Origin of the sequence: Thalassospira sp., from assembly GCF_002709775.1 — a bacterium.
GTDB lineage: Bacteria > Pseudomonadota > Alphaproteobacteria > Rhodospirillales > Thalassospiraceae > Thalassospira.
This window is the reverse complement of sequence record NZ_PAQR01000043.1, coordinates 90038-103812: the sequence shown is the minus strand read 5'-3', so window position 1 is coordinate 103812 and position 13775 is coordinate 90038. Positions and strand designations below refer to the sequence as shown.

At 53.4% G+C, this 13775-nt stretch carries 15 protein-coding genes and 1 pseudogene; 8 read left to right on the top strand and 8 right to left on the bottom strand.

The window, feature by feature from the left end:
• Positions 1-12: 12 nt before the first annotated feature.
• From CMO10_RS15160 to CMO10_RS15130, 7 genes are read right to left on the bottom strand one after another with little or no spacing between them, the layout of a single operon-like run.
• Complete coding sequence (locus CMO10_RS15160; protein WP_008889347.1) at positions 13-468, bottom strand: DUF411 domain-containing protein; 456 nt, start codon at positions 466-468, stop codon at positions 13-15.
• A gap of 3 nt (positions 469-471) precedes the next feature.
• Entirely contained in the window at positions 472-1845 is a 1374-nt protein-coding gene (locus CMO10_RS15155; RefSeq protein WP_297023867.1) for a M23 family metallopeptidase, read from the bottom strand.
• Entirely contained in the window at positions 1842-2411 is a 570-nt protein-coding gene (locus CMO10_RS15150; protein ID WP_297023865.1) for an SCO family protein, read from the bottom strand. The genes CMO10_RS15155 and CMO10_RS15150 overlap by 4 nt, the downstream gene beginning before the upstream one ends.
• Before the next feature lie 56 nt (positions 2412-2467).
• A complete protein-coding gene (locus tag CMO10_RS15145; protein WP_008889344.1) occupies positions 2468-2935 on the bottom strand; it encodes a copper chaperone PCu(A)C in 468 nt (155 codons plus the stop codon).
• A 23-nt stretch (positions 2936-2958) separates the two neighbouring features.
• Positions 2959-3618, bottom strand: coding sequence for a DsbA family protein (locus CMO10_RS15140; RefSeq protein ID WP_008889343.1), 660 nt, complete (start codon positions 3616-3618; stop codon positions 2959-2961).
• Entirely contained in the window at positions 3615-4037 is a 423-nt protein-coding gene (locus CMO10_RS15135; protein WP_008889342.1) for a disulfide bond formation protein B, read from the bottom strand. Before CMO10_RS15135 ends, CMO10_RS15140 begins: the two co-directional genes overlap by 4 nt.
• 5 nt (positions 4038-4042) lie before the next feature.
• Entirely contained in the window at positions 4043-4645 is a 603-nt protein-coding gene (locus CMO10_RS15130) for an SCO family protein (RefSeq protein WP_008889341.1), read from the bottom strand.
• Between the two features lie 171 nt (positions 4646-4816).
• On the opposite strand from CMO10_RS15130, the gene CMO10_RS15125 reads away from it, so the two are divergent.
• Positions 4817-5245: a MerR family transcriptional regulator gene (locus CMO10_RS15125; protein ID WP_297023872.1), complete on the top strand. Its 429-nt coding sequence runs from the start codon at positions 4817-4819 to the stop codon at positions 5243-5245.
• 22 nt (positions 5246-5267) lie between these two features.
• On the opposite strand, the pseudogene CMO10_RS15120 reads toward CMO10_RS15125, so the two are convergent.
• Positions 5268-5573, bottom strand: a pseudogene (locus CMO10_RS15120) (transposase); the annotation flags it as partial.
• On the opposite strand from CMO10_RS15120, the gene CMO10_RS15115 reads away from it, so the two are divergent.
• The 7 genes from CMO10_RS15115 (at position 5528) to CMO10_RS15085 (ending at position 13774) form a co-directional block, all read left to right on the top strand.
• A complete protein-coding gene (locus CMO10_RS15115; protein WP_363928345.1) occupies positions 5528-6496 on the top strand; it encodes a cation diffusion facilitator family transporter in 969 nt (322 codons plus the stop codon). The pseudogene CMO10_RS15120 and the gene CMO10_RS15115 overlap by 46 nt on opposite strands.
• 987 nt (positions 6497-7483) lie before the next feature.
• Positions 7484-8458 carry a GDP-L-fucose synthase gene (gene fcl, locus CMO10_RS15110; protein WP_297023858.1) on the top strand — a complete coding sequence of 325 codons (975 nt, stop codon included), beginning with the start codon at positions 7484-7486 and terminating at the stop codon, positions 8456-8458.
• Positions 8459-8468: 10 nt separating this feature from the next.
• The gene (gene gmd, locus CMO10_RS15105; RefSeq protein WP_297023856.1) at positions 8469-9563 is read left to right on the top strand and encodes a GDP-mannose 4,6-dehydratase; all 1095 of its coding nucleotides are present in this window, start codon (positions 8469-8471) and stop codon (positions 9561-9563) included.
• A gap of 37 nt (positions 9564-9600) precedes the next feature.
• A complete protein-coding gene (locus CMO10_RS15100; protein WP_297023854.1) occupies positions 9601-10167 on the top strand; it encodes an NUDIX hydrolase in 567 nt (188 codons plus the stop codon).
• Positions 10167-11528 (top strand): nucleotide sugar dehydrogenase, encoded by a 1362-nt coding sequence (locus tag CMO10_RS15095; RefSeq protein WP_297023851.1) that lies wholly within the window; start codon positions 10167-10169, stop codon positions 11526-11528. The genes CMO10_RS15100 and CMO10_RS15095 overlap by 1 nt, the downstream gene beginning before the upstream one ends.
• Entirely contained in the window at positions 11528-12511 is a 984-nt protein-coding gene (locus CMO10_RS15090) for an NAD-dependent epimerase/dehydratase family protein (protein WP_297023848.1), read from the top strand. The genes CMO10_RS15095 and CMO10_RS15090 overlap by 1 nt, the downstream gene beginning before the upstream one ends.
• An 18-nt stretch (positions 12512-12529) precedes the next feature.
• Positions 12530-13774 (top strand): class I SAM-dependent methyltransferase, encoded by a 1245-nt coding sequence (locus tag CMO10_RS15085; RefSeq protein ID WP_297023845.1) that lies wholly within the window; start codon positions 12530-12532, stop codon positions 13772-13774.
• Position 13775: the final 1 nt, after the last annotated feature.

The window sequence follows — 13775 nt, the reverse complement described above, 5'->3', positions numbered from 1 at the left end:
GGGCGGGCCAGATTATCCTTCGGCGTAGCTCGAACAGACTTCCGTCGACCCGTCCTTGCGGATGAGGAAGACATCATAGGCCTCGCGGTCGTCTTCTGGCCCCATGCCGGGCGAGCCATAGGGCATCCCAGGCACGGCGAGACCGACTGCGTCCGGGCGCTCATCGAGAAGGCGGCGGATGTCAGCGGCCGGGACATGGCCTTCGATCACGTAGCCCTCGATTAGCGCGGTGTGGCAGGAGACCATGCGCTGCGGCACGCCATTGTCGAGCTTGAAGCGAACCAGCGACCCACCGAACATGTCCTGGCCGGTCGGCACAAAACCGTTCTCTTCGAGGTGGTTCATCCACGAGAGGCAGCAGCCGCATCCGTTCGTCTTGCGGACGTCGATCGCCGTCGTCTCTGCGAGGGCCTGGGCCGCCGGGAAAAGGGCGAGCGTGATGGCAAGAGCTTGGGTCATGCGTTTCATGGGTCAGAGCCTTTCGGTTGTCATTTCGGCAATCTCGCTGCCGAGGTTTTCATTCAGAAGCGCCCGCGCCTCGGCCAGACGCGAGAGCGCGGCGGTATCATCCGCTTCGCTCTCGGCTGCTTCGGCGAGCCGGTCGTCAGTGAGGGGGTCAGTCGGGCGCCCATCCACGAGGACTTCGTAGTGCAGGTTCGGGCCTGTCGCCGTGCCGGTCGCGCCGACGCGGCCGATCACATCTCCCGCCGCCACGCGTTGGCCTTGTACCAGGCCCTCCGGCACGGCGCTCAGATGCGCGTAGCGCGTCATGGTGTCGGACCCGTGCGAGATTTCAACCACGCGACCATAGCCGCCGCGCCAGCCGATGAAACTGACCCGCCCCGGTGCCGTCGCTTGAACCGGTGTCCCACGTGCCGCTGCGAAATCAACGCCGGTGTGCATCCGGACGTTGCCAAAGACCGGATGCGTGCGGCGTCCGAACACCGAGCTGAGGCGCGCACCCTCGACCGGCTGTGCGAAGACGCGCAGCACCTCGCCATCGACGTAGATCGTCGCCTGACCGCTGCCGTCGTCCGGCCATACGATCTCGTAAAGCGAACCGCCGATCTCCAGTGCGGCGAAGGCGAGCTCGGGCTGTCCGATCCTGTCCTCGCCGACCCGCGCCTCGCGCCAGAGAAGCCTTAGTGTCTCGCCACCGGCCATCTCGCGGCGGAAATCCACGGTCCCACCCAGCATCTGCGCAAGGTCCACGGCAAAACGGGCGGGTATCCCGGCTTCGTCGAGTGCCGCGAAGATCGAGCTGTTGATCACGACTTCGCCGGCAAGGGTTACGATCTCCGGATCCGGAGCCACGACCTGTGTGGACAACTGCTCGCCGAAAACCACCTCGATCCGAACCCCGTCCTCGACGGCGAGTGAGACGGTGCGGGGGCTGCCGTCCATGGTCGAAGCAACAGTGACCGAGTGCCCCGGCCGCAGCCGTCGCAGATCGTATTCCGCGCCAAGCGCGAGGGCAACTTCGGCTCTGTCAGGTGCCGCAAGTCCAGCTTCGGACAGCAAGAAATCGAGCGTCTCGCCAGGTGCAACGTCGCGCGACCACGTCGACAGCGGTGGCTCGATCGCCCGTACCGGCCTGTCGGCAACAGCGACCTGCAGAAGGGGCAGCGGGCTGAGATTGTGTGCATCATCTGCCCATGCCGTCACGGGCAGCGTCACGGGAATGTCAACGTTCTGGGGGACTTCAGGACGTTGGGGCATCCAGCTACCTGCCTGGGCAAGTTCCGGCGGCACGGGTTCTTTCGACAAAAGATCGGAGATGGCGATAGCCGCACCCGAAACCGTCCCCGCAATTGCAACACAAGCCGCCAAAGTTCTGAGCCTCATGTCGCCCCCTCCATTTCTTCTGCCAGCGCGCGACGGATCTTCGGCACCGCGAATTCTCTGGCTTCGTGATAGTCGATCATGGTGACGAACCGCCCGGAGGCTGCGAACAGGAAGACGCTCGCGGTGTGGTTCATCGTGTAATCGCCGCTCTCCGTCGGCACCCTTTCGTAGGTGGCGCGGAAGCCGTCCGCGACGCGCGCTATCTGCTCCTCCGGCCCCGTCCAGCCACGGATCGCAGGATGGAAGTAGCCGACATATTCGGCCATCGTTTCGACAGTGTCGCGCTCGGGATCGACCGTGATGAAAACCACGTTCATCTCGTCGGCCTCGTCTCCCAGATCGTCGAGCCATCCCGAAATGTCAGAGAGTGTGGTCGGGCAGACATCGGGACAGTAGGTGAAGCCGAAGAACGCCATCGTCGGTCGCCCGATGAGGGTTTCCGGCCCGACCGCGTTGCCCTCATGATCCGTCAGACGGAAGTCCATCTCGGTCAGGGCCACAGGCAGCTGCCCGACAGGTGCGGGTGCACCGGGTCCGTCGACCCGCCACCAACCGACGAAGAGCATCAGGGCGACCGCCCCGACACCAGCCGCACCATACCCCAGGATCGCCCGTCGCCGCATCAGTCCTGCGGCCCCCTCGCGGCGATGCCGAGGATCGGCACGTCGACCGTCACTTCGCCTCCGCCGTCGAAGAGCAGGGTCAGCGGAAAGGTTTCCCCTTCCGTCATCGGTTCTTGCAGCCGCATCAGCATTGCGTGCAGGCCCCCCGGCTCGAGCGCGACGCTCTCGCCCGGGGCGATTGTGATCTCGCCCGCCGGGCTCATCGAACTCACACCTTCGGCATTGGTCTTCGTCTCGTGGATCTCGGGCATCATCGCGAGCGGTGTCTTAAGGCCGATCAGCGTTACCGGCTCGTCGCCAGCGTTGCGGATCGTCATGTAGGCCGCCCCGGGACGGTTCATCCCGATGGAGGCGCGGGACCACGCGTTCTCGACGACGACATCCTCGGGTCCGGCCAGCGCGGGCACCGAGAGCCCTCCAAGGGTCAAAAGCGCCGCCAGTGTGCTGGTTAAAATATACTTTTTCATCGTTTTGATCCTGCCCTTTCCATTCATTTTTGCGCGGAAGCGACTTCGGCAGCCACCAATCGCCGCAGTTCTGCCTCCCCGAACGGATCGAGCGGCTTGCCGTTCACGAAGAATGTGGGCGTCTGGCGAATTCCCACGGTCTCTACATCGGCACGATCCTGATTCAGGATCGCCACTACACCCGGTGCCAGCATTTGCGTGCGCGCGGCCTCGGCATCGAGCCCGGCCGTGGCGGCGACCTGTAGGATCAGGCCGGGCGCCGGGGCACCGTGTGACGCCCATCTCGGCTGTTCCCGCAGAACGGCCTCGAGCACCGGCACGTAAACGTCCTGCATGCGCGCCGCCTCGAGCACGCGGATGGCTTCCTCGGATGCCGCGCCGTGGAAGGGCGTGTAGCGGATCACGACGCGGACAGCTTCCCCATGCTCGGCCATGATGTCCTTCACGATGGGATGAAAGGCGCGACAGGCCTCGCAGGCCGGATCGAAGAATTCGACGATCGTGACGGGCGCATCCGCAGGCCCGAGGATGGGCGAGTAGGGGCGGATCATCGCCTCCGCAAGTTCCGGAGCAACGGGCTCCGCTTCGGCCACTGGGCCGGGGCGGTTTGCAAACCAGGTGGCTCCGCCGAAACCGGCGGCGCCGAGGGCAACAACGGACAGGATCAGGCCGCGTCGATTCATGTTCGTGTGTCCTTTAATGAAAGGGCCGACAGCGCCCCGATCAGCGCGAAGGCGGCGAGCGCCATCAGCGGGATAGGGATGCCGAAGACCAGTTGGTTGTCATCGGTGCAAGAGGGGCCGGTGGCCGTGCAGGGCTGGACGCGTTCGGGAACAAGACCGACGTACAGCCCCATGTGCCACAGGGCGATTGCGCCGCCGCCAAGCGCCAATGCGATGCCGTAGCGCCCCACACGGCCGTCCCGCCACCAAAGGCCCAGCCCGAGGATAATGGCCAAGGGAAACATGAAGGCGCGCTGGAACCAGCACAGCACACAGGGCGTCTGCCCCAGCACCTCGCCGATGAAAAGCACGGCAAGCGAGGCGACAAGCGCGATGATCCACGCCAGCCCGAGGGCTGTTTCTCCGGATATGCGGTTCATGTCGATCAGATCCTCTCTTCCAGATCGGCGAGAATCTCTTCGGCCGGGGTGCCGTAGGGCCAGGAGTCGGCAAAGCCCGCGTCGGGATCGAAGAGGAACAGATGCGACGTGTGGCCCATCGTGTAACCATCCGGCGCCGCAGCCTCTTCGACGCGTTCAAAGAAGATCGGAAACGTCTCGGATGTGGCGGCGATTTGTTCCGGCGTGCCCGTCAGCCCGATGATGCCCGCATCGAACAGCGGGACGTATTCGGCGAGTGCGGCGGGCGTGTCCCGTTCGGGGTCGATTGTTATGAAAATCGGCTGGACCTTGGCGGCATCGTCGCCCAGACCGTCCATCACCGCCGCGACCTCTGACAGGGTCGTCGGGCAGACGTCGGGACAGTTGGTGAAGCCGAAAAACACCAGCATCCAGCGCCCCGCAAAGTCCTCCTCGGTTCGAACCATACCCTGGTGGTCCGTTAGTTCGAATTCAGCGAAAAAAGGCGGTTCGGCGTCGGTTCGGGCGCTATCGGCACGATAATCGGACCAGAGCAAAAGCCATACGAAGGCAAGCGCTGCCACGCCTGCCAAAACCCAAAGAAATTTCTGCGCCGAAGTAAGGGACAATCCTGTTCGCCTGCTTTTGATTCTTATTGCATGTGCGTATAAATCCTCTAGCAGCTAGAGGTTCAAGCGCGAAATCATGGTATAGCTTGAACTCACGCGTCTGTGAATCCGACACTTGTTTATTCCGACGACAAAACCTACACAAACTGTATCTTTTTCATGGAGGCGAAAATGCTCACGATCGGTACTCTGTCAAAGAAGACCGGCACAAAGGTGCAGACCATCAGGTACTACGAACAGATCGGACTCATGCCCGAACCCGGCAGGTCCGAAGGCGGGCAGAGGCGCTACGACAATGCACAGCTTGACCGACTGTCCTTCATCCGCCATTCGCGGCAACTCGGTTTCTCGCTCGATGCGATCCGCGAGCTGCTCGACCTCAGCGACCATCCCAACCGCCCCTGCGACGAGGCAGATGCCATCGCGCGTCGCCAGCTCAAACAGGTGGAGCAGCGCATGGCCCGCCTGAAGGCGCTGCGCACGGAACTGAAACGCATGGTCCACGAGTGCAGCGGCGGGCGGACAGCGGATTGCCGGGTGCTGGAGGTGTTGCGGGACCATTCTGAATGTCTGACCGAGCACGACGAGATTGGGGCCTGATTGGGCTCTGTTGCAACAGAGCCGTCTTCTGGCGCCGCGACAGCGTGCTGAAGTCGGGCACAGCCCAGTCCAGGCCGAACAGACGCAGCAGGCTCTCGACGAACCCGGTTGTATGGCGCAGGGCCATGCCGAACAGCACCTTCATCGTCAGGCAGGTCTGGATGGCGGCGTCGCTGTCGTCTGGCTGGCGCCCGCGCTTGCCGGTGGGCGCGGCTCCCCACATCATGGCGGGATCGAACCAGATCGTCAGCGAGCCCCGGCGCTTGAGCGCCTCGTTGTAGGCTGGCCAGTTCCGGGTCTTGTAGGTCGGGGGTATCGGTCTGCTCATGCAGCCCAGCTACCACGCTGGATTCACAAGATGAATCCCCTCAGACCATTTGTGCAACAGAGCCAGCGAACGCCCTTCTGACCGTCGCGCAGATCGCAGGCGGAATCGTTTCGAGCAGTCTCGCGCTGATCGCGGATGACCTGCACAACTTCTCGGATATGGCGTCGCTGGTGATCGCTTTCGCGGCGCGCAAGATCGCGCGGAGGCCTGCGGACGAGCGGATGACCTTCGGATACGGCCGGATCGAGATTGTCGCGGCACTGATCAACTACAAGACACTCATCCTCGTCGGCGTTTATCTGATCTACGAGGGCGGTATGCGCATTATCGATCCGCCCGAGGTTCAGGGTTGGACCGTCGTCATCCTCGGCGGCGTGGCGCTCGTGGTCGACGCTCTGACTGCGGCGCTCACCTGGTCCATGCAGAAGGGCAGCGTGAACATCCGCGCGCTCTTCCTGCACAACCTCTCGGATGCGCTCGCCTCGGTCGCCGTGATCGTCGGCGGCACGCTGATCATTCTCTACGACCTGCGCTGGGTCGATCCCGCAATCACCATCGGAATCGCGCTGTACATACTGTATCTCGCACTGACCGAGATCGGCGGCCCGATCCGGACACTGATGCTGGGCAGCCCGCCGGATATCGACAACTCGGCCGTGATCGCCGCGATGCGGGACGTGGACGGCGTTACGGATGTCCACCACGTGCACCTATGGCAGATGCAGGAACACGAGGCGGCGCTCGACTGCCACGTGGTCGTCGCCGAAGATGGATGGACGAGAATTGAGGCCATCAAGGGCAAGATCAAAGCACGACTGAGCGAACGCTTCGGCATCGCTCATTCCAGCCTCGAATTCGAGAATGAAAGGAACGCCCACACCAACGCCAACCTCTACGGTCACGGTAGTAATGGCCATGAATGATCAGGAGGACGAATTGACGGAAGAACGATATTATCTCGCACCTTCAAACACTTAAGAGCAGGGCAAGCAGTGTCAGCTTGGTGGAGAAGGTTGGATATCAGGCCCATCCCCTCCGCCATTTTCCAGACTAGAAAACTAAAAAGAGCTCACTGTGGGAATCACGCCTAATTAAGCTGGCATGATGCGCATTGAGCCAGCATCCCGCGTGCGAGGACAATTATTTTCACGATTTGAACATCAGATTTTTCTCTTTAAATAGTCCATTGATTTCATCACGCACACCCAGCCCGCCCCTTCCGAATATTCGCGCAAAAAGTAAATATTCACTACATTAACTTGAGAATGCATCAAGTTCAATCTACGCTCGACGCGATTATCCATCGACCAGCATCAATTGGTAGAACCACACGCGACAAGAACAAGCACAAACATTATAAATACAACCGAATTTTCCTTAGGGAATTTTCATCACACAATAAAAATTGAAAATAAATCTCAAACACACAGCAACGACCGCCTCAAAACTTTGAAAATTAAATTTATTTAATTAAAGGATATCATTTTCATCAAATGGAAAAAATGTGCAATTATAATTGCAACACTATAATATTTATTAATACCACACAAAACCCGCCTAACGAAAAATAAATGATATCACATATAAAGCAATTCCGCTAACAAGAACAACACCACCATAGTATACTTGAACAACAAAATCACTCATGAATATTCATAAAACATTAAATGACAATATCTTATTTCAGATTATGTATACCACTATTTTTACTGGCCGACTTTGGGGTGTTTTGGCAAATATTTTATCTACGAATTTACACGGCATAAGATGTTACCGAATAAGCAGGCAAGAATTTCTTCTATAAAATTAGCCCTAAATTTTATTTACAAAAACATTTTGAAATTGCACCGATTTAGCATTTATTCGTAACCCACTTTACGCAAAAAACAGTCGAAACAGGACTAACGGATATGGCGCAGGAAAAAATTTATGTAGCCGGCCACCTAGGCATGGTCGGCTCAGCTATTATTAGGACACTGCGATCTGAGGGCCATCAGAATATTATTACGCGCTCACGGTACGACCTAGACCTTTGCAGACAGACCGATGTGGAAGCCTTTTTTAAAAGCGAGAAACCAGACCAAGTCTATCTGGCAGCGGCAAAAGTTGGCGGAATACATGCCAACAACACTTATCCTGCTGATTTTATTTATCAAAACATAATGATTGAAGCTAACGTAATAGATGCCGCATTCCGAAATGGTGTCAAGAAATTGCTGTTCTTGGGATCCAGCTGCATCTACCCTAAGTTGGCGATACAACCGATGACTGAGAGTACACTACTGACAGGCCCCCTTGAACCAACAAACGAGCCGTATGCTTTGGCAAAAATTGCCGGCATCAAACTGTGCGAAAGCTATAATCGCCAGTACGGCAAAAGCCATAAAATTGAATACCGTAGCATTATGCCAACTAATCTGTATGGTCCTGGCGATAATTATCACGCAGAAAACTCACATGTAATCCCTGCTTTGATTCGACGCTTTCACGAAGCAAAAATCAATCGGCAGCGCTCCGTACCAGTGTGGGGCAGTGGAGTTCCAATGAGAGAATTTCTTTTCGTTGACGACCTTGCGACAGCATGCCTACACGTCATGCAACTTGAAAAAACTGTCTATGAAAAATTTACAAGTGAAATGCAAAGCCATATCAATGTGGGAACTGGCGAGGAAATCTCAATTTTGGCACTTGCAAAAGCCGTGAAGGAAATTGTCGGCTACCAAGGAGATATAACATTTGACCAAACCAAACCGGATGGAAGTCCTCGAAAGCTACTCGATAGTTCAAGGTTGAAAATGTCCGGCTGGGACGCGAAAGTTACGTTAAAAGAAGGCCTACAACTCGCTTACGACGATTTCCTGAAGACCAACTCTCTAAAAAACTGAAATATGAGCCATGAACGCAGAAAAAAAAGTCGCACTGATTACCGGGATTACGGGCCAAGATGGCGCATATCTTGCAGAACTTCTACTTGAGAAAGGCTACATCGTTCATGGAATCAAACGACGTACAAGCCTGTTCAATACAGACAGGATTGACCATCTTTATCGCGACAGGCACGAGAAAGATGTTCGGCTGTTTTTGCACCATGGCGACCTCACTGACAGCACCAGCCTCATAAGGGTTATCCAACAAACCCAGCCTGACGAGATTTACAATCTTGCAGCTCAGAGCCATGTTGCGGTCAGTTTTGAAGAGCCGGAGTATACAGCAAATTCCGATGCGCTGGGAGCTTTGCGTATATTGGAAGCAATCAGAATATTGGGGCTAGAGAAGAAGACACGTTATTATCAAGCTTCGACATCAGAATTATTTGGTCTTGTTCAAGAAACCCCGCAGAAAGAAACAACTGCGTTTTACCCTCGGAGCCCTTACGCTGTAGCAAAGCTTTATGCTTACTGGATAACTGTTAACTATCGTGAAGCTTACGGTATGTATGCTTGCAATGGCATTCTTTTTAATCATGAAAGCCCAATACGTGGTGAAACTTTTGTAACTCGCAAGATCACCAGAGCTTTAGCGCGCATTCACCTCGGTCTACAGGATTGCCTCTATTTGGGAAACCTTGATGCAAAACGCGATTGGGGACACGCCAAAGATTACGTTGAAATGCAGTGGCTTATGCTGCAACAGGATCAACCCGAGGACTTTGTAATATCGACCGGTCAACAATACAGTGTTCGAGACTTTGTAAACGCAGCTGCGAAAGAAATCAATATGCAGATTAGTTGGGAAGGCCAAGGTCTCGCTGAAAAAGGATATGATCGCTCTGGGAAGTGTATTGTCTCTGTTGATCCCCGTTATTTTCGTCCTGCAGAAGTTGAGACTTTACTCGGAGATCCTTCAAAAGCTAAGTCAAAGTTGGGCTGGACACCAAAGACCAGCTTCAATGAACTTGTAGCCGAAATGGTTAGAGAAGACCTTGAATCTGCCAAAAGGGACTCCTTGGTAAAGCAGTCCGGCTTCAAGACAATGGATTATAACGAATGAACTCCACTGTACATCATAATAGTGGCAGAGATCGTTTATGACTAAAAAAGTTGATAAGTCTTTTCCCAAAATAACGAGTAACCAACTCACAACGCTCTCGCCTTGGGTCACACTCAGCGCGAAGAACGTGTCATGGGACAGTGCTGAAAAGCCATCAGTATTCCATTCTTTCCAACAGGCCGACTACGTAACAATGCTCGGCGTACGACCTGATGGGCTTATTCCCATTGTAAAACAATTTAGACCAGCCGTTGAGGAGTTTACCCTTGAGTTGCCAGGAGGACTGCTAGATCGAAATGATGCTCCAGAAAACATTGCAATAGGCGAAATGCGAGAAGAGACTGGCCACAATGTTCTGCACTCCCCCACCTTTCTAGGTTGCCTTTACCCGGATACTGGTAGGCTGGAGAATCGTTTTTGGGCCTATTTTTCCGAAGTATCGCCTCAAGAAAACTCCGATTGGAATCAAGAACCCGGCATAGAAGTTATTCTGGTAACACGAAACGAACTTCGTGAAATGATCTTAGATGGTCGCTTCAAACAGGCGCTACACATAAGTGTAATTGGACTAGCACTTACTAAAGGACTATTTAAATGGAGCTAATGAAACATATCGATGATTATGCTGATCAACGTGTGTGTATTCTGGGACTTGGATATGTCGGTTTGACTCTGGCCGTTGCAATGGCAGACGTCGGATTTGAAGTCGTCGGGGTTGAAATCAGGGAAACAGTCGTAGATTTACTGTCTCAAGGTAAAGCTCATTTCCATGAACCGGGTTTAGAAGAGAAGCTCCAACAAGTAATAGCAACAGGAAATCTAACTTTTGCAAAAGAAGTGCCTGATGATTGGGCCGGCAAGGTTTATATCATAACAGTAGGAACACCATTAGCCAGCAACGGTCTGTCGCGGATCGACATGATCGAAAACGTAAGCAGACAAGTCGCCAGTAAGATGAAGGAAGGCGATCTCGTTATTATGCGCTCCACTGTCAAACTTGGGGTAACTCGGAAAATAGTAACCCCTATCCTTGATAGTGCTGGTTGTAAGTATCATTTAGCGTTTTGCCCTGAACGGACACTTGAAGGCAAAGCTTTGACAGAGTTACGTTCACTTCCGCAAATCGTAGGTGGCGCTACGTACGGTGCCGGAGTACGTGCATCTCAACTATTTCAGTTTCTTACCCCCACAGTAGTGCGCGTGAGTGATGTTGAGACCGCTGAAATGATCAAACTGATAGATAACTCTCAACGTGATGTTGCTTTTGCATATGCAAATGAAGTGGCAAGGTCGTGCGACGCTCTAGGCATTAGTGCTGCAGAGGTAATACGTGCTGGAAAACTTGGCTATTCGCGTACAAACCTTCCAATGCCCGGTCCTGTTGGCGGTCCCTGCCTTGAAAAGGATCCACATATACTTGCAGAGGGCTTAAGGGAATTGGGAATAACGCCCGCAATAACTTTGGCTGCTCGTACTCTCAATGAGAACCAACCGAATGAGATTGTGGACTATCTTCAACAAATCACTTCTGATTTCACCGGTTTCCCTGACTCACCGAATATTACTTTAATGGGAATCGCATTTAAAGGGCAGCCGTCAACAGATGACTTGCGGGGAACAATGGCACGGCCGATCCTCAGCGCTCTGAGGAATGCCTTTCCAACTGCTAACTTTAAAGGTTTCGACGCTGTCGTAGCAGAGAATGAAATCAAAGATTTTGGCCTGATGCCTGTTGCAACGCTAGAAGATGCCTTCAAGGAATCTGATATCGTGTTGATTCTGAACAACCATCCAATTTTTGCTTCTATGCCGGTTTCTGTTTTGGCAAATTTGATGAACGCGCCGGGGCTCATTTATGATTTTTGGAACTGTTTCGACGCATTAGACCTTCACCTCCCATCGGGAAGAGGTTATATGGCGCTTGGCAGTCATGGTAGAGCTAAATTACCAACAGGAGTATCTTGATGTCAAAGCGCTATCTAGTGACAGGAGGAACCGGCTTTATCGGTTCCGGCTTGGTGCGGAAACTGGTTCATGCTGGAAACGATGTTAGAGTTTTAGATAACAACTCTCGAGGCACAACTTCTAGGTTGTCCGATATTCTAACCGACATTGAAATAGTTGAGGCCGACATTAGAGATAGGGAATCTGTAATTGCTGCCTCAAGAGGAATAGACAGCATATTGCACCTTGCTTATGTCAACGGAACTGAATTCTTTTACTCAAAGCCTGAACTTGTGTTGGACATAGCAATGCGCGGCATGCTGAACGTCATCGATGCTTGCAGAGTTCAAGACATTGGAGAGCTGGTACTCGCTTCTAGTTCGGAAGTTTACCAGTCACCCCCTGTTATCCCGACGAAAGAAGATGCTCCGCTTATTGTACCGGATGTCATGAATCCTCGGTATTCCTACGGGGGAGGCAAACTTGCATGCGAGCTGATGGCAATCAATTACGGCCGCTCAGGCTTTGATCGTGTTATGATTTTTCGTCCTCACAATGTCTACGGCCCAGATATGGGCTGGGAACATGTAATCCCTCAGTTCGCATTAAGAGCTAAAGACCTGACCTCGAAACAGCCAGACGGAATTATTCCGTTTCCAATTTTGGGAGACGGGAGGCAAACACGTGCGTTTTGTCACATAGACGACTTCATAGAAGGCGTGCACAAAATACTCAACAAAGGAAAGCATCTTGAAATTTATCATGTTGGCAACCCTGAGGAACTCTCTATTTCAGAGGTAGCCGATCATGTTATCAAATGCTTTGGTCGTGAAGTTGACGTTCGTCCCGCCGCTGCACCAGAAGGAGAAACGAGCCGTCGTTGCCCTGACATTTCAAAGCTGCGCGACCTTGGGTACAATCCGAGTGTTGATTTCGCGGACGGCATAGCTACTACAGTTAAGTGGTACAGCGACAACGCGCATCTATCTCCGCTGAAAACCTGATAATTAATGGAATATCCAATGAAGCACACTTCTTGCCCTGTTACGAACTGTCAGATCTGCGACAGTCGAGACCTTTCATCCATTATTTTTCTGGGTTATCTGCCACCAGTTAACACTATGCCTCCGATAAATGCATCTCCTGTAGAGGAACCCAGCTTCCCGCTCGAGTTACTCCGTTGCGATGATTGTGGCCTAGTTCAGATAGGACTGGAAGTTTCACAAGAAATTCTATTTCCTGAGAGCTATCCCTATCTTTCGGGTTCTACTCGTATTCTAAGAGACAACTTTGCGCAGCAATATCAAGAAGTCCAAGATGTTGTCGGCCTAGAAGAAGATGATCTAGTAATTGATGTTGGCTCGAACGACGGCACCCTTCTCTACAACTACCTTTTGGGAGGCCACAAAGTTTTGGGGATTGAGCCATCCCAAGCAGCCGATGTAGCAATCAAACAAGGAATAAACACCGAAAAAACCTATTTTGGTCTCGAAACGGCACACCGTGTCAGGGAAAAGTTCGGAACGGCAAAAGTTGTGACAGCATGCAATGTGTTTGCACATATCACCGACGTGCATGCCGTTGTCGATGGAATCGTAAACATGTTGAGCGAAGATGGGGTTTTCGTTTCTGAGTCTCACTATCTTACAGATCTTGTCGAAACTCTTCAGTACGATACAATCTACCATGAACATCTGCGCTATTATCACCTTGGTGTAATTAAGTCTTTGCTAGAAGCGCATGGCCTTGAGGTGTTTCATGTAAACCGGATTCCAACTCATGGTGGTTCAATTCGCGTTTTCGCAGGACGTAAAGGGCAAAGGAAAGTCTTGCCTTCAGTGAACGCTTGCTTGCTAAGAGAAGAAGAACTGGGTATCAACAGCGGCGCCGGACTCGCCGATTTTCGCGCTCGGGTTATCCGATCAAAACTTGACCTGTATGCAATGCTTGCACCAATTAAAGCTGCCGGACATCGGATTTACGGAATCGGCGCTCCGTCCCGCGGAAGCACCTTAATCAATTACCTTGGGCTTGATGACGGAATACTTGACGCCGTAATGGAAGTCTCGACCTCGCACAAACTCAACAAATATATGCCAGGCACAAGAATCCCAGTCCTAGATGAACGCAAGCTGTACGAGGACCAACCAGAATATGCATTATTTTTGTCCTGGCACATAGCCGAAGAACTCGCACCGATTCTGCGCAGAAATGGCTTCAAAGGGAAGTTTATCGTCCCTCTAGCAAAACCTAAGATTATAGATTGAT

What these genes read in the sequence shown, in the direction of transcription:
- CMO10_RS15125 (WP_297023872.1), top strand. Translation starts at nt 4,817, where the DNA reads ATGCTCACGATCGGTACTCTGTCAAAGAAGACCGGCACAAAGGTGCAG.
- CMO10_RS15155 (WP_297023867.1), bottom strand. Translation starts at nt 1,845, where the DNA reads ATGAGGCTCAGAACTTTGGCGGCTTGTGTTGCAATTGCGGGGACGGTT.
- CMO10_RS15095 (WP_297023851.1), top strand. Translation starts at nt 10,167, where the DNA reads ATGAAACATATCGATGATTATGCTGATCAACGTGTGTGTATTCTGGGA.
- CMO10_RS15100 (WP_297023854.1), top strand. Translation starts at nt 9,601, where the DNA reads ATGACTAAAAAAGTTGATAAGTCTTTTCCCAAAATAACGAGTAACCAA.
- CMO10_RS15085 (WP_297023845.1), top strand. Translation starts at nt 12,530, where the DNA reads ATGAAGCACACTTCTTGCCCTGTTACGAACTGTCAGATCTGCGACAGT.
- CMO10_RS15135 (WP_008889342.1), bottom strand. Translation starts at nt 4,037, where the DNA reads ATGAACCGCATATCCGGAGAAACAGCCCTCGGGCTGGCGTGGATCATC.
- gmd (WP_297023856.1), top strand. Translation starts at nt 8,469, where the DNA reads ATGAACGCAGAAAAAAAAGTCGCACTGATTACCGGGATTACGGGCCAA.
- fcl (WP_297023858.1), top strand. Translation starts at nt 7,484, where the DNA reads ATGGCGCAGGAAAAAATTTATGTAGCCGGCCACCTAGGCATGGTCGGC.
- CMO10_RS15145 (WP_008889344.1), bottom strand. Translation starts at nt 2,935, where the DNA reads ATGAAAAAGTATATTTTAACCAGCACACTGGCGGCGCTTTTGACCCTT.
- CMO10_RS15140 (WP_008889343.1), bottom strand. Translation starts at nt 3,618, where the DNA reads ATGAATCGACGCGGCCTGATCCTGTCCGTTGTTGCCCTCGGCGCCGCC.
- CMO10_RS15090 (WP_297023848.1), top strand. Translation starts at nt 11,528, where the DNA reads ATGTCAAAGCGCTATCTAGTGACAGGAGGAACCGGCTTTATCGGTTCC.
- CMO10_RS15150 (WP_297023865.1), bottom strand. Translation starts at nt 2,411, where the DNA reads ATGCTCTTCGTCGGTTGGTGGCGGGTCGACGGACCCGGTGCACCCGCA.
- CMO10_RS15160 (WP_008889347.1), bottom strand. Translation starts at nt 468, where the DNA reads ATGAAACGCATGACCCAAGCTCTTGCCATCACGCTCGCCCTTTTCCCG.